Genomic DNA, 22,172 nt, shown 5'->3' with positions numbered 1-22,172 from the left:
TTGGCATGAAAAAAACCCCTCAATCCATATTCCGGATTTTGGGGTTCAGCTCAGTATTTGCCAGCTATGGTTGCTTTTTTTGAGTAATTATAAAATTACATCGGTATGTTTACGCATTTGTCTACCAAGCCTATATTTTTTAGGAGATCTTGCATGAACTTGGTAGACTTTTTAAATAATTGTAAAAATAGATTACTTTATGAAGTATCTATTTCCACTAATTTCATAAGCTTATACTTATTTCCATTAGTCTGTATGTAGATTCGTCGAATCTTCTCATATAAGTTAAATAATTTACACTTATCCTCTTTATCTTTATATACTTTCCAATAACCACTATAAAGGTAATTTCTGCCTTTATTTTCAATAAATCCCCTTACATCTTCATAGGGATAACCGAGAAAAAAACCTATTTCATGAGGAAATTCATTTTCTAAAAGTCTCTTTTTTAAGCAGCTAGTACAAGAATCGATATTACTTGTATCATAACCACAGGTTTTTAAAAAACACTTTGTTTTCTCATAGCTAAGAGACTTTTGCAATAAGTCTTTTCTAAAGCATAAAATTGAAGATGTCCTCTCTCTTTTTGCGATAATATGAAAATAGATTCCGTACTTATTAAAATCATCATTCCAAGTTTCTATAAGCTTATCCACATCATAATCTATATTAGATACAGTAAATAAATTTGATGGTTTGATATTTGCTAAAACTTGGCTACAATAAAGGGATAATAATTCATATCCTAAACTCATAACATTTCTATCAGCTTATCGGCTAAATCTTGACAAGATTTTATATCCTCTTCACTTGGACTATCATAGACTGCAAGACCATCAGCAGCTAAATTTATGCCATTATCTTTGCATCTTTCTTGCCAATCTAGCATCCATTGACCTTCATTCCACTCATAAGAACCAAATATTATAACTGCTTTATTTTCAAGTTTTCCTTCTACTGATTCAAACATTGGTTCAAATTCACTTTCTTCAAGAGATTCATCTCCCATAGCTGGGCAACCAAAAGCAAATCCATCATAATCAGCTAGCTTTGATTGATCAAAATCACTTGCTTGATAGATATCTAGATCAATTTGTTTCTCCTTTAGTCTATCCGCTATGGCATTTGTCATTTGCTCTGTATTACCTGTTCCTGACCAATAAATTACTGCTACTTTTGACATATTATTTCTCCTTTACTTTTTTTATTATCAAACTATATAATAGTGATAATCAATATCATTAATTAATTAAAATTTTTTGAAAGCCCGCAATAATTTATACGAGCTTTCATATATTTTCTAGAAACTCTTATATTTTATTTTTATTAAATCCTTTTTTAGGATTGTGGCCTGGGCAGTCTTTGCAACCACCAGGTTCATCATTTTGAATAAATCTCTTATATACTATAAAAGAACAAATGGCTAATATTATTATTAAAAGTATCCATGATTGTGTGTTCATAATCACCCCCTAACTTTTTGCAAAATTTGTATTATAATGTTTAGTTTCTTTTATTTGTCTAGAAGGTCTAAATATTAGATATAATAAACCAATTAGACAAATACCGGCTAGTACTGTGCTTGTACCTCTTCTTCCATAAGCTATTAAATTAGCAAATTGATAGAAGATAAAACTAATTACCCATGCAAAACCCATTTGATAAGCTACTGTTAGTAGAGTCCATTTACTATCTCCCATTTCGGTTTTAATAGCTCCAACAGCTGCAAAACAAGGCATACAAAGCATATTAAATAGTAAAAATGAATATCCACCAACAGGTGTTCCTATTGCACTACCAAATGCTCTTAAAAGTTCTGCACTTTCTTCTGTAACATCACTACCAATTCCTAAAACAACTCCCGTAGTTGAAACAACATTTTCTTTTGCAATAAAGCCTGAAACAGTTGCAACAAAAGCTTGCCATGTTCCAAATCCAAGTGGCTTAAATATAACCGCTAAGTATGACCCTATAACTCCAAGTATAGAATTAGATGCATCCTCTTCTACCAAGTTAAATTTATAATCGAAGTTTGTCAATACCCATATCAAAATAGCTGAAAGTAAAATGATTGTTCCAGCTCTTCTTACATATGATTTAGACTTATTCCATACATCTTGAAGTACAGATTTTAATCTAGGTGCATGATATGGAGGCAGCTCCATAATAAACGGTGCTGGATCAGATGCAAATTTTTTAAATTTCTTTAAAATAACACCTGAGATTATTATTGCTGCTATACCTATAAAGTAAAAACTTACGGTAATCAATGCCCTATGATTTGGAAAAAATGCACCTGCAATTAAGGCTATTACGGGTAGTTTTGCAGAACAAGGCATAAATGACGTTGTCATTATAGTTATTCTACGATCTCTATCATTTTCTATGGTTCTACTTGCTTGGATACCTGGAACTGCACATCCAGTTGAAATCATAGCAGGAATAAAAGATTTTCCAGATAAACCAAATCTTCTAAATAGTCTATCCATAATAAAAGCAACTCTAGACATATATCCTATATCTTCAAGGATTGATAATAGTGCAAATAATACCATCATTTGTGGTAAAAAACCTATTACAGCTCCAAAACCCGTTAGCATACCATCGCAAACAAGACCTATCAACACTTCATTTATATCTATAGATTCAAAAAACGCTGCAGTTGCTGGTATGAGATTATCCTCAAAAAAACCATTTACAGCATCTGTTAGTAAGGTACCTGGAGAGTATTTAAAAACAGATAATGAATAAACTATAAACATAACAAGAGCAAAAATTGGAATTCCCCAAGCTCTAGATGTTACTACATTATCAATCTTATCAGTAGTTGAAAGTTTTGGTTCAGCCTTTTTTAACACCCTTTCACTTAAAGTTTCAAGCCTTTCATACCTTTCACTAGTGATAATTGATTCTGCATCATCATCAAAAAATTCTTCACACTTTTTACGAATATCAGAAATTTTTCTACTATCTTCAGTTGTTAGCTCAATTTTTTCTATCATTTCCTCATCATTTTCAAAGGCTTTGATAGTATAAAATCTTCTTAAATCATCTTCAACATATGGATCTACTATGTTTCTTATATCTGCTAATTTATTTTCTAAATCATATGAAAATTCTAAAGGAAGTGGCAAATATTCCCTATTTTCAGAATCTACTATTTCACTAATCAAGAGATCAATTCCAGATTCTCTACTGGCAACAATTTCTACTACTGGACAGCCTAATAACTTAGATAGAGCATCTTTATCTATTTCATCTCCCCTATCTCTTACAATATCCATCATATTTATAGCTAGAATTGTCGGAATACCTAGTTCTATTAATTGACTTGTTAAATATAAATTTCTAATTAAATTTGATCCATCTACTAAATTCACCAGTAAGTCTGGTCTCTCGTCTACTAGATAAGTTCTAGCAACTTTCTCCTCTAAAGTATAAGGAGAAAGTGAATATATTCCAGGCAAGTCCTGAAGGACAATATCATTATGTCCTTTTAAATTTCCTTCTTTTTTATCAACCGTTACCCCAGGCCAGTTTCCCACTCTTTGATTTGAGCCTGTCAGAGCATTAAAAAGTGTTGTTTTACCACTATTGGGGTTGCCCGCTAAAGCTACTTTAAAGCTCATACTTCCTCCACCATTATATTTTCAGCATCATGTTTTCTAATTGTAAGTTCATAACCCCTTAAATTTATTTGAATAGGATCACCAAGTGGAGCTACTTTTCTAACCAAAATTTCTGTACCTTTGGTAATACCCATATCCATAATTCTTCTCTTGGTTGGACCATCACCTAATATTTTTGCAATCCTTAAAGTTTCTCCAACTTCTGCATTTCTTAAAGTTTTCACTATGCAATCTCCTCTACCATTATTCTTTTTGCTATATCTTTTGATAATGCAAGCCTATTGCCATCTACTAAAAATATATAATTATTTCCATCAAATCTTTGGACAATCATTTCTCTACCTTTAGTAATACCGAGGTTAGACAAGTGTTTTCTTACCTCATCATTCCCTTTTAAGCTTATAACGCGGACTTTATCTCCTTGATTAAAAAAAGTAATTGGCATATAAACTCCTTTTCTAATGAATATTAAACATTCTTTTTTATAGTTTATTTTAATATTTCTACAAAACAAGTGTTTAATAACTGTAATATTAGTATAACATATTAAGTAATGATAATCAATATCAAATTTTATAATTTTTTTCGTCTTTAAAGGTCTAATTTTCAACCTTTTAAGATAAATCAACTAATAGTAATTATTATTTTTTCAATGTTTTATATCAAATTTAATTATGGAAGTAAAATTTTCAAGTAAATATTAATGATAAATCTGTCTATTTTTGAATAATATTTTGTTATAATTGTTATATATAGTTATATAGGAGATTAAAATGGATAATAAAAAGTTTACTTCTTATATGGGCATAGGCATTGCCATTTTAATGGTCATATCTTTAATTTATTTTATTTCAAATAGCAAAAGTAAAGATGTAGTAGATTATAAAATAGATGAAAATACCTATTACACAGGAACTATTTCTAAAAATAAATTAGAAGGTCAAGGCATCTTAAAAAGTCCATATGGAATTTATAAGGGAAATTTTAAAAAATCTCGTTTTGACGGACCAGGTGATTTTTCTAACGAAGATTTTACCTATAGTGCAAATTTTAATAATGAGTCTGGTAATAGTCAGATAAAAATAAAATTAAAAAACGGAAAAATTTATAAAAAAAATAGTAATGGTTTTGTTGAGGTAGAAGAAAATGAAAATTAAAGGTTTAGATTTTTTAAGGGTTTTTGCCATACTTTTAGTCTTAATCTACCACTATCTTCCAGCTATGATGCCTGCAGGATTTTTAGGTGTTAATATTCTTTTTGTCCTTTCTGGATTTTTGATAAGTTTTCATCTAATTGATGAATTGTTTAATAATAAAAAAATCGACTATCGAAAGTTTTTCACAAAGCGTTTTGTAAGAATTTTTCCAGGTCTATTGTTGATGCTTTTTTTGACTACTTTATTTGTTTTAACCATAAATCCTGATTATAGTGTAGGGTTTTTTGACCAGTTTTTAGCTGCAATAAGTTTTAATTATAATTTCTTTGAAATCCTACGCGGCGGATCATATGAGGGTCAATTTATAAGAGGGATTTTCATGCATACTTGGACCCTGGCTCTTGAAATCCATTTTTATTTGATCTGGCCATGGATTATGGGTTTTATTTACAAAAAATCACTTAAAAAAAGAGCCGTAAAGCGTAGATTTACTGATTTATTTTTGATGACTACTTTCTATCTTGCAATAATTGGTTTTGTTTTGATGCTAGTGCTTACAATTATAAAAAGTGTTGATACTGGTTTTGTCTACTTTTTTGATCTAACTCGTATGGGTGCCTTTATGCTAGGAAGTTTTTTGGCAGCCTTTGTAAAAAGATTTTCCTTTAAGAAAATTCCTTACAATAAGCCGACACTAGCAGGACTTGGTCTGATTTTACTAATGGCTTTTACTATGTCATATGATAGCAAAGTCACATATTTTGTAGGATTTTTGCTTACTGACTTGATAACAGGATTTTTAATCTTAGTTGCCTACTCCAATAAAAACTTAATGGAAGATAAGTTTACATCTAGGCTATCTGATTATTCCTATGGTTTTTATTTATTCCACTGGCCAGTTTGGGTAATTGTAAGCAATTTTGACAAAACTGCTAAGGGACTAATTTTAGCAATACTCATTACCATTGGCCTAGTCTTATTTAATTACCACGTTTTCGAGCCGATTTTTAGAGGAAAAAACATCCTGTCTTTAAAAGAAAATACTGCTAAATATAAGATAGACTATGAGAAAAACAGATTGATTTTTAGGTCAGTATTTATATTTATGATTATAACAAGCTTTAGCCTATCCTTTGCAATCTCAGAAAATGCTGGATCTATGATGAGCCTAGAAAAAGAAATTTTAAAAGAATCAGTAAATCAAGATATAGAAAAAATAAAACTTGATAAAAATAACCTTGACCAAACAATAAATAAAAATAATAGCGAATATATAAAATCATCTAAAAAAGAAAAATCTCTCACCCTTATCGGTGATAGCGTAATGTTGGGACCACGTGAGTATCTGACAAGTAATATAGAAAATTTATATATAAATGCTGAAGGCAATAGGCCTCTTGAAGATGGGGCTGGTATTATATCGCAAATGAATCAGACAAGTAACCTTGCTGATATAGTAATCATTGCCTTGGGAACAAATGCAGAAAAAATTCCAGGACCAAGCCTTGAAGAAATCGTAAAAGCTCTTCCAGATGGAAAAAGACTCATACTTGTAACCTGCTATGATAATAGATTTGACCAACCCCACCGAGTAAGTGTAGCAATGAAAGATATAGCTAAAAAATATGATTTTGTAACAGTCATGGACTGGGAGGATTATGCCATTAAGCATCCTGAATTTTATAATGGTACAGACGGTGTTCACTTCTACGGGCAAACACAAGCCTATGAAGCTTACCTAAAATTACTGAATGAAGCAATTGAAAAATCACTATTAAGTCCAGTGAAAGGAGAATAAAATGTATTTTTTCTTAAATGATTACAATGATATAGGAAGAGTTGAAGTCCTTGATGCCCTACTAAAGGCAAAAGATGAGTATAATTCCGGCTATGGTTTTGATGACCATAGTGAAAATGCTAGAAATTTAATAAAAAAAGCCCTTAAAAATGAAGATGTAGACATACATTTTGTACCAGGCGGAACTGCTGCCAATGTTTTGGGAGTTTCCTGTGGTATGCAACAAGAAAACTCTGTACTAGCAGTAAAAACTGGTCATATTGAAGACCATGAAGCAGGATCAATAGAGGCAACGGGTATTAAGATTGAAACCATTGAAAGCCCAACAGGTAAACTAAGCCGTGACCTCTTAGAAGAAAATTTGAAAGAATTTAATTCTGAGCTTGTAACTGTACCAAAAAAAGTTTATATTTCAAACACTACTGAGCTTGGTGAAGTCTACACTAAAAAAGAACTTACAGAAATTTATGATTTTTGTAAGGAAAATGATTTGTATTTGTTTATAGATGGGGCAAGGCTTGCTGCAGCCCTTGCCAGTGATAAATGCGATTATGAAATTTCAGACATTTGCAATTTGTGTGATATTTTCTACCTAGGTGGGACAAAAAATGGTCTTTTGCTAAGTGAAGCCATGGTTGTAGTAAATGATGAACTTAAGAAAAACTTTATCAACCTACAAAAACAAAAAGGCTATCTTTTAGCAAAATCTTTTGTAGTTGGCATCATGTATGAAACTGTATTTGCCAAAGAAGATGGCTATGTAAGTGGTGCAAGAATTGCCTTTGAAAAAGCAAAAGCTTTGGCAAAGGGAATATCTGATAAGGGCTATGAACTTGCCTATGACTTTGAATCCAACCAAGTTTTTGTAAAACTTTCAGATGATCAAGTTAATAAATTTAAAGAATTTTCTGTCTTTGATGTAGTTGGCAATGTCGATGGTAAAAATATTGCCCGTTTTGTGACAACCTATAGAACAAGTGATGAAGATGTGGATGGATTTTTATCTAATATATAAAAATAAACCCAAGGAATTAAATCCTTGGGTTTTGTTTTAATAATTGTCGTAAAAACTATTTTTTACTTCTTTTGCTTCAATAGATTTTTTGCCTTTATTTAATTTATCTTCTGCATCATCGGCAAGGTCTTCTACTTTTTCTTTTGCATCATGAGCTATTTCTTCGCCTTTTTTTGAAACATCTGATGCTAATTCTTTTGTTTTGCTTCTAGCATCATTTGCTGCATCTGCAATTTTATCTCTGTTTTTTGCTATTAGGTAAGCACCAGTACCAATTACAGCTGCTGCAAGAATAGCATTTCTTCTTTTTTCTTTTTCAATTTCTTCTCTTTCCCAGAAGTCAAGGTTGAAATCTGGTAGGTGATCTGTTGGATCGAATGTTTTTACTTTATAAGCTGTGCTTGCAAGTCCAATTAAGTCACCAACGTCTAATAATCCAAGTTTGTTATTCACTTTTAAAAGTGTTGTAAGTGTTTTTAATTTTCCCATAATTATCTCCTTTTGTTTAGATTATATATACCCACTTTAATAAATAATTTGACATTCTTCGCATTCCTCATCATCTTCCTCTGGAATATAGGTAAATGAAGAATTGACACGTTTTAAAGTAGGGATTTCACGAGTTTCGATAAGATTTTCCCCATAAATTATTTCTTGGTCAGAATATTTGTCTGGAAACATGGTGCATGAGCTAAGGCTTAGGCCTACTAGTCCAATTAATAAGATTTTTTTCATGTGATCCTCAGTTCGTATTTATAATAATTTGTACTTGTATGTCCTTAAAATAAATGGCAATAGATTTTTTATGATGTTTTTAAATTTTTATAACCTATGCGTTTGGATTTTCCCTAAGTAGTATAAAAAGCTTTACATTGCCTATATTATCAGTAGTTTCATCATACTGATAAAACTCTATATCAGCACCTAAACCATGGAAATACTTTTTATTTGGGAAATATTCCTCATAAGTATAGCGATAGCCTTCTTTTAAGCCACCCTCCCCCTCAACGGGCACTTCTAGATAGGAAGCTTCAGGAATTTCATATACTAAGAATTTATTTTTATCAATTGTTTCCTTATCTGATATTTCAAAACCTATAAAGTAATTGTAATCTTGCTCTAGGGCGTTGTATTCCATAAGTCCAAAGGCTGCCCCATGTTCTTTTAGTATATCTCTATAAGTTTTTAAAAAGTCATCTCTAATTTCTCCCGCATCTTCTCTGCTATCTATTTTAAAACTCTTGCCTGCTATTTTAAATGCGAGTTTTTTATCGACCTTAACTTGCATACTCTCTCCTTCAACTTAAAACTGTTCTTCTATGAAAGATTATACCCAAAATTGCTATTATTATTGACAAAAAATTTGCGAAAATTTTTCATATATATTATAATGATTCTAAATTAGTTATACAAATAACAATAATTTTTATACAATTAGCGGAGGATAATTTATGAACAAGAAATTTAATATTGCAACACTTATGCTGGTAACATCATTAGCATTTACAGGATGTGCAAACGATACTAATAAAGAAGCTGATAAGGCAAATGAAACAGCAGTTGAACAAAAGGCTAATGAAACTATCGAGCAAGCAGACCAAGCAGATAAAACAGAGGAAAAAACCGAAGAAAGCAAAGAAGGCGAAGTAAAAGAAGATAAAGCAGCTGAGGAAAATAAAGAAGAAGAAAAAACTGAAGATAAAAAGTCTGACGAAGAAAAAAATGAAGACACAGAAACTTCTGAAAACCCAGCTGTAGAGGGTAACATAGTACTTCACAGAGCTTATCCAGATGAAGCATCTAGATCATTTACAACAGTTGTTGTAGCAACAAGTGGAGATAAAATTGTAGATGCATTTATTGATGAATACCAATATTTTGGTGATGACGAAGGATATGAGGGTGTTCCAAACTCAGACAAAGAATTTGGTGATGGTGCTAAAGAAGGCAGAATCTTAGCATCAAAAATTGATAACAAAGAACCATATTCAGAAACTATGAAACAAGCTGGTGGAGAAGTCACACTTATGGACAACTACAATGCAGTTACTGACTTTGTAAAGGGAAAAACTATTGCAGAGCTTGAAGAAGTGTTAAATGATGATGATGAAAAAATCATGGATGCCATCTCTGGCGCAACATTCAAATCAACACCAAATCTTCTAAGATATATAGTAGATGCTGCAAAAGATAATTCATTTATAATTGGCGGACAAGCTGAAAATCCAGAAAATATTGAGCTAAGATATGTCCTAGGTGCCCCACATGGAGATAAGTCATTTGCAAATGCTGTTGTAGCAGTAGAAGATGAAAAAATAATAGCTGCAAGCATTGACGAATATCAATACATCGAAGAGGGTGTCACATCTCAAGGCGAAGGAAGTGATTTTGCAAATGACTATAAAAATAGCAAAACAGTACTTTCTAGTAAACTTGAAAACGACGACCTTTATTCTAAGCTAATGGCAGAAAAAGCAGGTTCAACAGTTACTATTAAAGAAAACTTTGAAGCAATCGAAAAATTTGTAGCTGGAAAAACTATAGATGAGATCAAAGAAACTATTGCCGGCGCAAAAGAAGGTGAAAAAGTTGAAGCAGTATCAGGAGCAACACTGGTAGATACAGCAGGCTACTTACAATTAATCGTAGATGCTTTTGAAAATCCAATAAATAAATAAGCAAAATAAAATGCTAGTACAAAATAGTACTAGCATTTTTTATTTATTCAATTAATGTATATCTTAAAAGCAATATTAACATGACTACCATAAGGATGATACCAATAATGGTAAAAGCATCTATTCTTTTCTTTAGGGCAAGGATTACAAGGGATAGGGATAATAAAAACATAAATAAGTACACTTGCAAAAACAAATATCCTATTGAGAAATATATAAAATATGCAAAAACTCCAAAACCAAAAGCTAGGAAAATAATTGCAATATTTCGGCTAGATTTTTTTCTATCTAGGATAAAGTCTAATAGACTTATAAAGCCAATATCTAGTAGTACAGGCCATATTAAATTTTTTAAAAGCGAAATTTGATCCATACTTGCCCCCTATTTTTACCATTATAACATAAAAAACCCCTGAGGAACATAAAAAACCCCTGAGGAAATCAAATCCCCATGGGTTAATTAATTTGCTTTTAATAAATCTGTTCTGATATAGCCTGTTTGTCCGTCAATAGAAATTCTTGACCAATTGTCAGATTCACCTAGTTTAAGGATATCATCACCAGGATTTACTGTTGTCATAACATTTGAATTTTCACTAGGAGCAACTCTCACATTTACAACATTTTCTACTGTGTAGTTAATCCCATCATCAGTAACTTCCTCATCAGCTTGATCTGTGTTTTGCTCTTCAGTATTTTCTGCTTGATTTTCTCCATTAGCTTGATCAGCTTTTTCAGTTTCTGTTGCTTGATCATTAGTGTTTTCTTCTAAGGACTCGTCAGTTACAGTTTGCGCCTCGCCCTCTGGGTGTCTAAGAGAAGTGTAATTATCATCGCTACATCCTGTTAGGGCAAGAGTAAGGGCTAGACCTGTTAATAGTTTTATCTTATTCATTTTCTCCTCCAAATAGCTCATCAATTTCCTCATCTGCGTACAAATAGTCTGTGATTATGATTCCAAGAATATTTGCATTTACTTTTTCAAGTTGTTTTAAGCTATCGCGGGTAACTGGGTTGTTGGATTTTTCATAGGTTGAAAATACAACAGCTGCATCTGCATTTGCAGCAAACATATTTGCTTCTGGTATATCGATGTTTGGTGAAAGATCGATAAATACATAATCATATCTATCACGCATTTGATCAAAAAATGATTTGATATCAGCTGGTTCTAGGAATTTATCAGCATAATCTCCTACCTCACCTGTGAAGATATATGATAAATCATCATGGCTGTTATCATGCATAATTGCATCATCTACTGAATAATCCCCTAGGATGATGTCTATAAATCCACGTTCTTTATCTTTTCCAGTTACACTTGGTAAGTGTGATTCTCTAAGATTTGCATCAACAATTAAAACTCTGTCTCCATCTTCTGCCAAATGTTTTGCTAGTGTATAAATATGATTAGTTTTATCTGTATCATGGCTTGAGGCAGTGAAAGCTAGGGTTACCAGTTGTGAGCCCATTTTTTCTGCAAGTCTATCCTCTAAATTATAAAAAGATTGGAGAAGAATTTCTCTTTTTTCGTTAGTTTTTTTTCTAAACATCTAATTCTCCTTTGTCATAGGAAGGAATTCTGCCTAAAACTTCGTATTTGCTAGATGAAGTTTCAGATAAATCAGCTGCTTTTTTTACTTCGCTGCCATCAATAACTTTTGTAGATCCACTTTCAAAACTTGTTGAGTCTACCTTGCTTGTTTTTTTTGTGGCTTCTTTTTTAGATGATCTAAATGTTTTTTTAGCTGGTTTTTCTTCTACTTCTCTAACTTCTCTTACTTCGCTAGTTTCGTTTTTATCATTTGTATAGTTTTTGGCAATTTTGTTATTATAAGAATTTATCATTATCATTCTTAAAACTGTCCAAAGGATAAATCCTATACCACCTGTCATAAGGGCATATCTTAGTGTATTATCAATGGTTGTAGCAGATCCATAAGAATATTCCATAACTTTTGCACCAGAATTATAAATATTATTGATAACTCTAACTGTATAATCAGCGTATTGGTCAGCTATGTCTTCTGCACGAAGTTTGTTTGTATCTGTAACAACAATATCAATTATAGATGTGTTTTCTATTGGTTTGATTTCTAGTTTTGAGTCAAGCTTGCCAACATTCCAATCAATGCCTAGTGTTTCAAGTGTTCTTTGTTTTATCTTTGGACTATTAATTGTTGCAGCATAGGTTGCAGCTGTGCCACTTGCTTCATTTAAATTTTCAATATTTGTAGTAACTACCTTTGATTGAGCTTGATATTCCTTATAGCCACCAAAATTTAGGCCAAAATAAGTAATCATGCCTATAATTATCCCAGCAATAATTGCAGATGGTATTGCTGAAAGTAATGATTTTTTATTTTCCATTTTCTCCTCCAAAATCTTTTGCTCCCGCAAGCATTAGTTTACGGGCTTTTTTTAAATCAATGACCTCTGTCATTTCCTTATGGCGTCTTAAAAATTGTTCTATATAAAGTCTATAAGTATTTGGGAAAAGAGCTTTTGAAAGTTTTCCCTTATCGTAGAAAAACTTCTCATCATATCCAGTAAACCAAGTTGATCCGTCATTGTAAACTTTTGCTATAAGTTTTTCACTTGTACGAACTTTCTTCCCAGCTCTTATAAAATCACTAATAAAAATACTATCCTCACCCGATCCATTTGGTGTGCCTGCCCCAAAATATGTCGAAATCCAAATATTTTCGCGTTTTTGCACTTCTTTTTTAAATGCAAAATGTACTGATCCATACCTTAATGAGTTATATATAGATAGATTTTTTTCATTTTTTACTTTTATAATTTCTTTGCCATCTTGATATATTATAGTTTTAAATACGAAAAAATCCACATCCGGATGGGCTTCAAATTCTGACAATATTTTATCTTTGTATCCATTTTCAAAGACTTCATCATCATCACAAAAAACTACAATGTCAGCATTTGAATTTAGCAAAGCAAGATTACGGCTTACTCCAAGTCCTCTTGTTGTAGTTGAAATCATTCTGATTTTTATACCATCTATACTTAACTCTTGATAATCATTATAATCAGTTTGATTTATTATAATTGTATCAGTTTCAAGGTTAAATTTCTTGTAGCAATCAATGGATTTTTCGTGCATAGTTGATATTAATACTTCAATATTCATTTTATATCCTAGTTGTCTCAGCCTTTTCCCAAGTAGGCTTGCTTTTTCCACTTGCTTCGTTATATGCTCCCTTTAGTTGAGCTAGCATCATCATTGAGTAATATCTTGGGAAATAAAATATTTTTGCTTTTGAATTAGTAAGTTTTCCAATAGCAGCAAGAGTGAAAAACGCTACTTGGCCCATAAAAAATATCCTATAAAACAATCCATGATTTAATAGGGCAAGGTTACTTACAACAAGCAAAATGTGGTTAAAGGCTTGCAAAAATCTTAAAGTCTTGTGGTTAAAGTGAAAGAAGCTAAACCAGCCGTATTCAAAAATATTTAAGCGGCGAAGATTTGTAAATAGATTTGTTAGAATCCTTCTTTGCATCCTAACTTTTCTCTTAAACTCATCTTTTGTAGTTGCCCCAGCCTTTTCAACTGCTATGGCAGCTGGATTATAAAGGGCTCTTTTGTGATTTAGTCCTGCTGCAAGTGGCATCTCATAATCGTGGCTTGATACAAGATCATAGTTTCTGTAATCTTTTTTTCTAACTGCATAAATAGCCCCATTGCCTGCTGCAATAGTAGAAATTTCTGACTCGATTTTTCTCATCAAAAGCTCCGCATCCCAGTAAGAATTTTCTGCCACAACCGATGCTATATCATCATCTTTGGCATAGATTAAAGATCCGCACACATATTCGATATCATCATCTGTGAAAAAACTTACTAGTTCATCAATGGCATCAGCTTTAAACATGGAGTTTGCATCTGAAAATACGATTATTTCGCCATTTGCAACTTCTACTGCCTCATCTTGGGCATTTGTTTTCCCCAAATGATTTCTAACTGTATTTAGCCTTATATTTTTATCCGGATGATTTTTTATAAAATCTTCGACAATTGGCACGGTCCTATCATTTGAAGCATCATTTGCAACTATCACCTCATAATTTGGATAGCTTGTTTGTATTATATTTTCTAGTTTTTTCTCTATTACTTTTTCTTCGTTGTAAGCAGAGATTATCACAGAAACAAATGGCTTTTTAGATAAGTCCTTGCCATTTTTCCTCTTTAAAATCTTTTCTAAAATCAAAAGAGTCAGTGGATAACCAATCATTGCATAAAAAATTGCAAATCCTGCTATATAAAATATTATTTTCATTTTTCTCCTCTATTCTGTGACAATTATATAAAAAATCTATGATTATAGCAATATTTCTTATATAATATGAGAGTATGATATTTTAAACGAGGTAATTATGGAAATACAATTAGATATTTTACAGTCACTAGGAGTGGCAATTATTGCCTTTATCCTAGGAGCTTTTATAAAAAATAAGATAAAATTTTTTCAAAAATTCTTTATCCCATCCCCCGTTATCGGTGGACTAATCATAAGCCTTATTAATTTAATTTTAAATCAAATAGGCTTTGGATTTTTTAAATTTGATGAAGTGATACAAGATTTCTTTATGAATATATTTTTCACTTGTATAGGGCTTGCTTGTAGCTTTAAGGTCCTTAAAAAAAGTGGCTGGCTTGGTATAAAACTTGCCTTTGCCATTATTTTGCTACTTCCACTCCAAAATCTTTTGGCAGTTGCCCTTACCCATATTTTTGGCATCAATCCCCTACTTGGAGTTGCCATGGGCTCTACTTCTATGACCGGAGGCATTGGCTCAGCGGTAAGTTTTGGTAAAATTATGGAAGGCTATGGATCGGTAAACAATACTTCTATAGGTGTGGCTGCTGCGACATTTGGTATTTTAGTAGGTTCTCTTGTAGGAGGCCCTGTTGCAAGTAGGCTAATCTCTCGCAACAATTTAAAGTCAATCGGCAAGAAAAATTTAGATGGGAATAGTAAAAAAATGCGACCTATCAATCAAAAAACTTTGATGAATGCCATTATAGTTATTGGCCTAGCTTCTTTTTTAGGGACATTTATAAATAAAATCTTGGCCATGACTTCCCTAAATTTTCCTTATTATGTAGGTTGCCAATTTGGAGGGCTAATCACCCGCAACATTTATGATCTGCTAAAAAAAGATTCTCACATAGATAATATAGAAATTTTGGGAAATATTTCCCTAAATTTATTTTTATCCTTGGCTCTTATAAACTTAAACATCAGTGCAATCTTAGGACTTGCCCTACCAATGCTTGTAATTATGATCGCCCAAGCAATATTTATTGGAATCTATACCTCCCTTGTCACATTTAATCTAACTGGCCGCGATTATGATGCTGCAGTTATGGTAGCAGGCCATTGCGGAGTAGGACTCGGCCAAACCCCAAATGCCATTGCAAATATGGAGGCCATTATAGAAAAAGAAGGCCCAGCAGATGTGGCAATGTTTGTACTTCCAATAGTATTAGCAATCGCCGTAAACTTATTTAACCCAATAGTGATTACATTTTTTATAAATTTCTTAAAATAAAAAAAACAAAAAGTACCTCATTTCCGAAAAATGAAATGAGGTACTTTTTAGTTATTAAGGCATTATTTTAGTATAGATGAATTAGACTTAGCCTTCATATTTTAAAAATTTTCTAGACATCTTTAAAAATACTATAATTTCAATTATACCTATTAGTAATATATAAAATACTTCATCTATATACATATAACTAAAATTATTCATTTTTAAAGCTAAATTACTAATTGCAATTATATTGTTCAAAAGGGGAAATATATTTTGAGCACATAGCATAAACCCTAAGATTGAAATCCCCACTGATATTAAAACTACTATAGATAGTGATTTTATTTTTATGCTAAGGGCTGACATAATAAAAATTATAGGAAGGGACAAAATTATACTAAATCCTACATAGTAAAAATAGAGTGTAAAATTTGTTGTTGGAAGATTACAGACAATTTTCCCAAAAAATATGAATAGTCCTAAAAAGTATAACTGAGCTATAGCAACAATTACAAAGGTAATAAAAGCCTTAGTGACAACAAAATTTATATTCTTTCTAGGGCTTGTTCTAATTAATTTTAATCCAGCCTTATGCTCTATGGACCATAAGCTAGACACAACTATTCCTATTAAAGGTATTAGAAAAAACATAAAGTAAAATAAAGATACTTGAGTCCAAAGACTTTGCCATTCATTAGTCAAAACATCGATATTACCTTTATAATTTATTACCCCAAATATATTTGCCAGTAGTGGAATAATAAGGATTGTTAGTAATAATCTTCTTAGTTTTAATTTTTTCATTTCTATATTTAACATATTTACTTCCTTTATAAATCCTTATTTAGCAAATAGCTATTAATATTTTTCAAAATCATAAATTCAACTATTATACATATTAAACTAATTATAAGAGTTAAGTAATTAATATCATTAACACTTTGAATAAATTCACCGCCTTGTTTTGTGTAAGATAGATTAAGTATACTTACAAACCAAGCAAATGGATTTATCTGTGATAAAACTTTAGAAGTTAGCATACAAATAATGCCAGACATTGCTCCTATTATTGAGAAAAACAAAGAGAAATAAACCTTATTACTCTTCATTTCTATTATCATAAATAAATTTAATAAAAATAAATTTATAGCGTATTCACTAAAAAAATAAATAACTAATCTTGTGATTGTACTGGTATCAAGAATTAAATTTGGATTTCGATTTGCTAAAAGCAAAATGATTCCCCACTCAATAATTTGTAAAATGCCAATTTTTATAGCTAGAATGGCAATTTTGTTCCCCAAAATATTTGAAATATCCTCACCAAGACTGGCCTGCAGCTGCCACATATTATTTTTTTCTTCCATCTCAATTACCTTTTTTGCAATTGTGGAGATAATAATAGGATTTATTAATAGGCAAGTCATAAAATAATTATCTAAAAGCATATATAAGGGATAGGAGCTTTTTCCAAAACTTTTTCCTAAAACTGCAACTAAAATAAATAACATGTGGATTGTAAATTCAATCAATAGCATAAAATTTAAGCCTAAACCCTTATTCTTTTTTATTTCTAAATTCTTCATATCAATTCCTTAATTTGTTTCACTTATAAATAGTTTTTCTAAGCTTTCTTTTTCTTCTTCCACCCTATATACATTTACATCATTTATAATGTGTTTTATGATTCTAGCAACTACTTCTTTATCTTTGTTACCAAGGACTAACTTATCATTTATAATGTTAGAATCATCTAGACCTAATAATTTAGCAGCTAATATGTTATCAGAAGTAACAATGGACATAACTGGTGGGTGGAGTTTCCTATAATCATCAAGTGATCCATTGTATACTAGTTTGCCATCTCTTAAGATACCTATGTGAGTAGATATTTTTTCAATCTCATCAAGGATATGTGAAGATATTAAAATACTTGTTTCACTATTTTTTACTATATTAGTAAATAAATTTCTCATCTCTTCTATACCATAAGGATCTAGACCATTAATAGGTTCATCAAGGATTAAAAGCTTTGGATTCCCTATAATAGCTATAGCAATTCCTAATCTTTGTTTCATCCCTAGTGAAAACTCTCTCACTTTTTTATTTGTGTGTTTACTCAAATTAACTAATTCTAATATTCTATTTATATCCTTTGTGCTTATGCCTTTTAATTTGCAAATAATTTCTAAGTTTTCATAAGCTGTAAGATGGTCATAAAATGAAGGATTTTCAATTAATGATCCAATACTTTTGTTTATTTCTTTTTGATTTTGTTCATTTATTTTTTTGCCATATAAGGATATAGATCCAGTATCCTTCTTTACTAAGCCTAAAATTGTCTTCATTAAGGTGGACTTTCCTGCACCATTTTTACCTATAAGACCATATATAGCTCCTTTTTCAATATCTAAATTAACATCATCTAATACAAGAACTTTATTATAAGATTTTTTTAAGTTCTCAATCTCCAATATATTTTTCATTTTATCTCCTTTTGTTTTACTAATATAAGTTTAAAATATTTAGATAAATCTAATATTTTACTCTCCTCACTTTTACATCACAAAATAACAAATTAAAATTTTATTTGATACAATTAATATGAAAAGAGGTAAATAATGAATTCATATGATAATGTATGTCTACTAATTGTAGATGATGAAATAGATCTTTTAGGAAGTATGTATAAATTTCTAGTTAAAAATAATTTTAAAAATGTACTTACAGCTAAAAATATAAAAGAGGCAAAATTTAAATTAGAAAATAACAAAGTCGATTTGCTTGTTTTAGATATAATGCTACCTGATGGAAGCGGTTTTGATTTGCTAAGTGAAGTTAGGAAAACTTCTAAATTACCTGTAATAGTACTTTCAGCCCTGGATGGTAGAGATGATATGAAATCCGGTTTTGACTTAGAAGCCGATGATTATATTATAAAACCATTATTGCCAGAAGACTTGCTTTGGAGAATAAGGGCTGTACTTAGAAGAAGTTATAAACAATATAATAAAGATAAAATTAATCTAAACGGAGTGATATTCGATAAAGAAAGAGCATTATTAATTAAAAAAACTACAGAAATACCACTTACAGCTAAACAATTTAAAATATTAGATTATATGTCTGAAAATTTAAACAAAATAGTATCCATTGATCAAATTATAGACCATTGTTGGGAAGATTCTTTTGGATATGAAAACACCCTTATAACTCACATTTATAGACTAAGAGAAAAATTAGAAGATGATCCATCTAATCCTAAAATACTAGTAACCATAAAGGGGCTAGGTTACAAACTTAAAGGTCAGCTATGATAAATTATTTATTAAAAGAATATAAGAAATTTATAAAACTGTGTATAGCTTTTATTTTGATTACTATTGTAACCATCAGCGCTATGTTATTTACTAGTTACAAACTATTTAAACAATATAATAATCCAGATCTAATATATGATTATATAATAGAAAATAAAAAAGATAATACCTATCTAACAAATGATAACCGCAAATATTTAAAAAACAAAGATATATGGGCTATACGATTAAATGAGAACGGAGAAGTTGTAGAAAGCTTTAATAAGCCATCAGAAGTAAAGAATAAATTTACTCTCTCCGATGTAGGACAATTTACACGATATTATCTAGATGATTATCCTGTCTTTACTTTTGTAGCTGGCGATGGTCTAATAATATTTGCTTATCCTAAGAAATCTTTAGATAAATTGCCCTTTAACTATTACAATTACGATGCATTTGTAAATAATTTCTATATAATCATATTTTCTGTAGTAATATTTTTACTTGTAATATACTTATTTTATATTTTTGAAATAAAGAAATTATATAAAAATTTAAACCCTCTCCTAGCTTCTATAAATAACTTATTTAAAGATGATTATGTAAAGTTAAATGAAAGTGGAGAATTAAAAGAGATTTCAAAGACTATAAATAAAGCTAATAAAAAATATATAAAAATTAAAAATAGTAGAGCAAATTGGTTAAGAGGTATAAGCCACGATATAAGAACACCTCTGACTAAATTAAGTTGGGGTCTAGAGGAAATAAAAAACAGTCAGAATCAAGATCAAATAGTAGTAATGAACAATCAAATTCAAAGTATAAGTAAAATCATAGAAGACCTCAACCTTACTGAAAGACTAGATATTATGAATAAGGAACACTTTGTTTATTCAGACCCCTTAGTTATTATAAGAAAGTTAATAGTTGATGAGTTAAATGAACATCAAAATAAAGATTTAAACTTTGAAAATTTGATAGACGACTCTATCAAATTAAAAATGGATGAACACCTATTTTATAGAATGCTTTTTAATATTGTGGAAAATAGTTTAAAATATTCTAAAGGTGAAGTGGCAATACTCGTTAAAAACAATGAAGAGAAATTTATAGTTGAAGTAACAAATCAAGATGGTTATATGTCTGATGAAATAATACAAAGATTATTTAAGTCCGATATCTCAAATATCGAAACTCATGGTCTTGGCTTATTCATTTCTAAGCAAATTTGCGAGCTTCACAATGGAACAATGGATATTGAAAATCTTTATCCAGGAGTTTTGGTTAGATTTACTTTTTCAATTTAAAAAAGAGCCTAGATTTTCAAGGCTCTTTTTTTCTATTTTATAATGCCAAAGTATAAAAATACTACGGCTGATAGGATTATCCTATATATTCCAAATGGAATAAAGTTGTGCTTGCTGATGTATTCCATAAATTTTTTAATAACTACATAGGCTACTACAAAGCTTAAAACCATACCAGCTAGAATTAATAGCCATTGAGACCCTGTAAAGCCATGGACATTTTTAACTACTTTTAACAAAGTTGCACCAAGCATGGTTGGAATTGCTAAAAAGAATGAAAATTCTGCAGCAGCTTCACGGCTTAGGCCTAAAATCATAGCTCCCATAATGGTTGCAGCTGACCTAGATGTACCAGGAATCATTGCTAAGGCTTGGAAGAATCCAATAGCAATGACAGTTTTATAAGAAACATTTGCAATATTATCATTTACAAAACCATCTCTATTTTTATTTCTTTTTTCTACAAAAATAATAATTAAACCCCAAATAAGAAGCATAGTTGCAACAACCATTGGGTTAAATAAATGTTCATCTATAAAATCATCAAAAAGTAGTCCCAAAACTCCAGCTGGCAGTACTCCAACAATAACCCTTTTCCAAAGTTCGATTGTTCTTTCATCTGGGTGGGTTAATCTATAATAAAATCTGGATTGACCATTTAATTTTTTGTAGTTTTTTGGAAAATATTTGTCTGTTTTTTCATAATCCCAAGGATTTAGCTTTCTAAAATATAAAACTACAACTGCCATTATAGCACCTAATTGGATGATGACATTAAAGGCATTTGAAAATTCTGGCGGGTCTAGTTTTACAAATTCATTTACCAAAATAAGGTGGCCAGTAGATGATACTGGCAAAAATTCTGTAATACCTTCAACAATGGATAAGATTAATACTTTTAAAAACTCAATCATTAAATTCCTCCAAGAACGAATGTTTTTGTCCGTGGAGTTGGTAGCCTACGACCATATCGCAATTTACATTTTCTCCAGACCTTAATATAGACATTTCAACTTCAGGATTTTTTTCCTTCATTTGCGCTATCATTTGTTTTATCATTTTTCTTGTGTAAGCTTCTTGGGATTTTGTTACTGTGCAGGCACAGTTTAGGGCAAAAAGCTCTACATAATCACGCCATTTAATAATATCTTCTTCCTTTACATAATAAAATGGGCGAATTAGTTCCATATTTTCAAAGTTTTGCGCCTTGAGTTTTGGTTTCATTGTGTTAAATTTGCCAGCATAAAGAACATTTAACATAATTGTTTCAATAACATCGTTCATATGATGGCCTAGGGCAATTTTATTACAACCTAGCTCTTTGGCCTTGGAGTATAAACTTCCCCTACGCATTCTAGCGCACATATAGCAAGGATATTCGCCTTTTGAGACTTCTTCGGCTATTTTGAAAACCTCGGTTTCAAAGATTTGCCCGTCAATTCCCAGATAATTTAGGTTTTTTTCTAGTTGTTCACGGTTTCTTGGGTCATAGCCAGGGTCCATTGATATGTAAACCACATCAAAGTCTACCTTACTGTGTTTATGTAGTTCTTCTATAACTTTTGCAAGTAAAAGCGAATCCTTCCCCCCAGAGATTGCAACAGCAACCTTGTCTCCATCATTTATCAGTTCAAATTCTTTGATTGCTTTGATAAAGGGGGACCAAATTTGCTTTCTATATTTTTTTATAATTGATCTTTCAATATCTATTAGTTCCATAATTT

At 30.9% G+C, this 22,172-nt stretch carries 27 protein-coding genes; 7 read left to right on the top strand and 20 right to left on the bottom strand.

Annotation, left to right across the window (positions count from 1 at the left end):
- Positions 1 to 197: 197 nt before the first annotated feature.
- From JNO63_RS05455 to JNO63_RS05430, 6 genes are all read right to left on the bottom strand, one after another.
- Complete coding sequence (locus JNO63_RS05455) at positions 198 to 755, bottom strand: DUF3793 family protein (protein WP_203127491.1); 558 nt, start codon at positions 753 to 755, stop codon at positions 198 to 200.
- Positions 752 to 1,183 (bottom strand): flavodoxin, encoded by a 432-nt coding sequence (locus tag JNO63_RS05450; protein WP_203127490.1) that lies wholly within the window; start codon positions 1,181 to 1,183, stop codon positions 752 to 754. The genes JNO63_RS05455 and JNO63_RS05450 overlap by 4 nt, the downstream gene beginning before the upstream one ends.
- A 127-nt stretch (positions 1,184 to 1,310) precedes the next feature.
- Positions 1,311 to 1,463, bottom strand: a complete 153-nt coding sequence (locus tag JNO63_RS05445; RefSeq protein WP_115594804.1) for a FeoB-associated Cys-rich membrane protein — start codon at positions 1,461 to 1,463, stop codon at positions 1,311 to 1,313.
- A 9-nt stretch (positions 1,464 to 1,472) separates the two neighbouring features.
- A complete protein-coding gene (feoB, locus tag JNO63_RS05440; protein ID WP_203127489.1) occupies positions 1,473 to 3,629 on the bottom strand; it encodes a ferrous iron transport protein B in 2,157 nt (718 codons plus the stop codon).
- A complete protein-coding gene (locus JNO63_RS05435; protein WP_203127488.1) occupies positions 3,626 to 3,853 on the bottom strand; it encodes a FeoA family protein in 228 nt (75 codons plus the stop codon). The genes feoB and JNO63_RS05435 overlap by 4 nt, the downstream gene beginning before the upstream one ends.
- Positions 3,853 to 4,074: a FeoA family protein gene (locus JNO63_RS05430; protein ID WP_115594801.1), complete on the bottom strand. Its 222-nt coding sequence runs from the start codon at positions 4,072 to 4,074 to the stop codon at positions 3,853 to 3,855. The genes JNO63_RS05435 and JNO63_RS05430 overlap by 1 nt, the downstream gene beginning before the upstream one ends.
- A gap of 328 nt (positions 4,075 to 4,402) precedes the next feature.
- Here JNO63_RS05430 and JNO63_RS05425 point away from each other — a divergent pair, with 328 nt between their 5' ends.
- From JNO63_RS05425 to JNO63_RS05415, 3 genes are read left to right on the top strand one after another with little or no spacing between them, the layout of a single operon-like run.
- The gene (locus tag JNO63_RS05425; RefSeq protein ID WP_203127487.1) at positions 4,403 to 4,786 is read left to right on the top strand and encodes a hypothetical protein; all 384 of its coding nucleotides are present in this window, start codon (positions 4,403 to 4,405) and stop codon (positions 4,784 to 4,786) included.
- Entirely contained in the window at positions 4,776 to 6,584 is a 1,809-nt protein-coding gene (locus JNO63_RS05420; RefSeq protein ID WP_203127486.1) for an acyltransferase family protein, read from the top strand. The genes JNO63_RS05425 and JNO63_RS05420 overlap by 11 nt, the downstream gene beginning before the upstream one ends.
- Position 6,585: 1 nt before the next feature.
- The gene (locus JNO63_RS05415) at positions 6,586 to 7,599 is read left to right on the top strand and encodes a threonine aldolase family protein (RefSeq protein WP_203127485.1); all 1,014 of its coding nucleotides are present in this window, start codon (positions 6,586 to 6,588) and stop codon (positions 7,597 to 7,599) included.
- Between the two features lie 36 nt (positions 7,600 to 7,635).
- Here JNO63_RS05415 and JNO63_RS05410 read toward each other — a convergent pair whose 3' ends face one another.
- The 3 genes from JNO63_RS05410 to JNO63_RS05400 all read right to left on the bottom strand — a co-directional run bounded on the left by JNO63_RS05410 (position 7,636) and on the right by JNO63_RS05400 (position 8,887).
- Positions 7,636 to 8,088, bottom strand: coding sequence for a YtxH domain-containing protein (locus JNO63_RS05410; protein ID WP_203127484.1), 453 nt, complete (start codon positions 8,086 to 8,088; stop codon positions 7,636 to 7,638).
- A gap of 36 nt (positions 8,089 to 8,124) precedes the next feature.
- On the bottom strand, positions 8,125 to 8,334 hold the full coding sequence (locus tag JNO63_RS05405) for a hypothetical protein (RefSeq protein WP_203127483.1): 210 nt from the start codon (positions 8,332 to 8,334) through the stop codon (positions 8,125 to 8,127).
- A 94-nt stretch (positions 8,335 to 8,428) separates the two neighbouring features.
- Entirely contained in the window at positions 8,429 to 8,887 is a 459-nt protein-coding gene (locus tag JNO63_RS05400) for a GyrI-like domain-containing protein (protein ID WP_203127482.1), read from the bottom strand.
- Between the two features lie 163 nt (positions 8,888 to 9,050).
- On the opposite strand from JNO63_RS05400, the gene JNO63_RS05395 reads away from it, so the two are divergent.
- Complete coding sequence (locus JNO63_RS05395; protein WP_203127481.1) at positions 9,051 to 10,277, top strand: peptidoglycan-binding protein; 1,227 nt, start codon at positions 9,051 to 9,053, stop codon at positions 10,275 to 10,277.
- A gap of 43 nt (positions 10,278 to 10,320) precedes the next feature.
- Here JNO63_RS05395 and JNO63_RS05390 read toward each other — a convergent pair whose 3' ends face one another.
- From JNO63_RS05390 to JNO63_RS05365, 6 genes are all read right to left on the bottom strand, one after another.
- Positions 10,321 to 10,650 carry a hypothetical protein gene (locus JNO63_RS05390; RefSeq protein ID WP_203127480.1) on the bottom strand — a complete coding sequence of 110 codons (330 nt, stop codon included), beginning with the start codon at positions 10,648 to 10,650 and terminating at the stop codon, positions 10,321 to 10,323.
- 87 nt (positions 10,651 to 10,737) lie between these two features.
- Positions 10,738 to 11,172 carry an SH3 domain-containing protein gene (locus JNO63_RS05385; RefSeq protein WP_203127479.1) on the bottom strand — a complete coding sequence of 145 codons (435 nt, stop codon included), beginning with the start codon at positions 11,170 to 11,172 and terminating at the stop codon, positions 10,738 to 10,740.
- Positions 11,165 to 11,830 (bottom strand): CpsD/CapB family tyrosine-protein kinase, encoded by a 666-nt coding sequence (locus JNO63_RS05380; protein WP_203127478.1) that lies wholly within the window; start codon positions 11,828 to 11,830, stop codon positions 11,165 to 11,167. Before JNO63_RS05380 ends, JNO63_RS05385 begins: the two co-directional genes overlap by 8 nt.
- Positions 11,823 to 12,647 (bottom strand): chain-length determining protein, encoded by an 825-nt coding sequence (locus tag JNO63_RS05375; protein WP_203127477.1) that lies wholly within the window; start codon positions 12,645 to 12,647, stop codon positions 11,823 to 11,825. The genes JNO63_RS05380 and JNO63_RS05375 overlap by 8 nt, the downstream gene beginning before the upstream one ends.
- A complete protein-coding gene (locus tag JNO63_RS05370) occupies positions 12,637 to 13,428 on the bottom strand; it encodes a glycosyltransferase family A protein (protein ID WP_203127476.1) in 792 nt (263 codons plus the stop codon). Before JNO63_RS05370 ends, JNO63_RS05375 begins: the two co-directional genes overlap by 11 nt.
- A 1-nt stretch (position 13,429) precedes the next feature.
- Positions 13,430 to 14,578, bottom strand: a complete 1,149-nt coding sequence (locus tag JNO63_RS05365) for a glycosyltransferase (RefSeq protein ID WP_203127475.1) — start codon at positions 14,576 to 14,578, stop codon at positions 13,430 to 13,432.
- 97 nt (positions 14,579 to 14,675) lie between these two features.
- Between JNO63_RS05365 and JNO63_RS05360 the strand changes: the two genes are divergently transcribed.
- On the top strand, positions 14,676 to 15,854 hold the full coding sequence (locus tag JNO63_RS05360) for a sodium/glutamate symporter (protein ID WP_203127474.1): 1,179 nt from the start codon (positions 14,676 to 14,678) through the stop codon (positions 15,852 to 15,854).
- Positions 15,855 to 15,941: 87 nt separating this feature from the next.
- On the opposite strand, the gene JNO63_RS05355 is transcribed toward JNO63_RS05360, so the two are convergent.
- Genes JNO63_RS05355 through JNO63_RS05345 form a run of 3 tightly spaced genes read right to left on the bottom strand, consistent with a single transcriptional unit; the run spans position 15,942 to position 18,325 of the window.
- A complete protein-coding gene (locus JNO63_RS05355; RefSeq protein ID WP_203127473.1) occupies positions 15,942 to 16,658 on the bottom strand; it encodes an ABC transporter permease in 717 nt (238 codons plus the stop codon).
- An 11-nt stretch (positions 16,659 to 16,669) separates the two neighbouring features.
- Positions 16,670 to 17,425 carry a hypothetical protein gene (locus tag JNO63_RS05350; protein ID WP_203127472.1) on the bottom strand — a complete coding sequence of 252 codons (756 nt, stop codon included), beginning with the start codon at positions 17,423 to 17,425 and terminating at the stop codon, positions 16,670 to 16,672.
- A gap of 9 nt (positions 17,426 to 17,434) precedes the next feature.
- On the bottom strand, positions 17,435 to 18,325 hold the full coding sequence (locus JNO63_RS05345; protein WP_203127471.1) for an ABC transporter ATP-binding protein: 891 nt from the start codon (positions 18,323 to 18,325) through the stop codon (positions 17,435 to 17,437).
- Between the two features lie 135 nt (positions 18,326 to 18,460).
- Here JNO63_RS05345 and JNO63_RS05340 point away from each other — a divergent pair, with 135 nt between their 5' ends.
- Entirely contained in the window at positions 18,461 to 19,156 is a 696-nt protein-coding gene (locus tag JNO63_RS05340) for a response regulator transcription factor (RefSeq protein WP_203127470.1), read from the top strand.
- Positions 19,153 to 20,448 (top strand): HAMP domain-containing sensor histidine kinase, encoded by a 1,296-nt coding sequence (locus JNO63_RS05335; RefSeq protein ID WP_203127469.1) that lies wholly within the window; start codon positions 19,153 to 19,155, stop codon positions 20,446 to 20,448. The genes JNO63_RS05340 and JNO63_RS05335 overlap by 4 nt, the downstream gene beginning before the upstream one ends.
- A 32-nt stretch (positions 20,449 to 20,480) precedes the next feature.
- On the opposite strand, the gene JNO63_RS05330 is transcribed toward JNO63_RS05335, so the two are convergent.
- Both JNO63_RS05330 and JNO63_RS05325 read right to left on the bottom strand, forming a co-directional pair.
- Positions 20,481 to 21,362, bottom strand: coding sequence for an undecaprenyl-diphosphate phosphatase (locus JNO63_RS05330; RefSeq protein WP_203127468.1), 882 nt, complete (start codon positions 21,360 to 21,362; stop codon positions 20,481 to 20,483).
- Entirely contained in the window at positions 21,355 to 22,167 is an 813-nt protein-coding gene (locus tag JNO63_RS05325; protein ID WP_203127467.1) for a tRNA 2-thiocytidine biosynthesis TtcA family protein, read from the bottom strand. Before JNO63_RS05325 ends, JNO63_RS05330 begins: the two co-directional genes overlap by 8 nt.
- Between the last annotated feature and the right edge of the window lie 5 nt (positions 22,168 to 22,172).

This window comes from Anaerococcus sp. mt242 (genome assembly GCF_016798225.1).
In the GTDB taxonomy this organism is placed as follows: Bacteria; Bacillota; Clostridia; order Tissierellales; family Peptoniphilaceae; genus Anaerococcus.
Note: the sequence above shows the minus strand (reverse complement) of the source record. Positions and strands in the feature narration are given on the sequence as shown.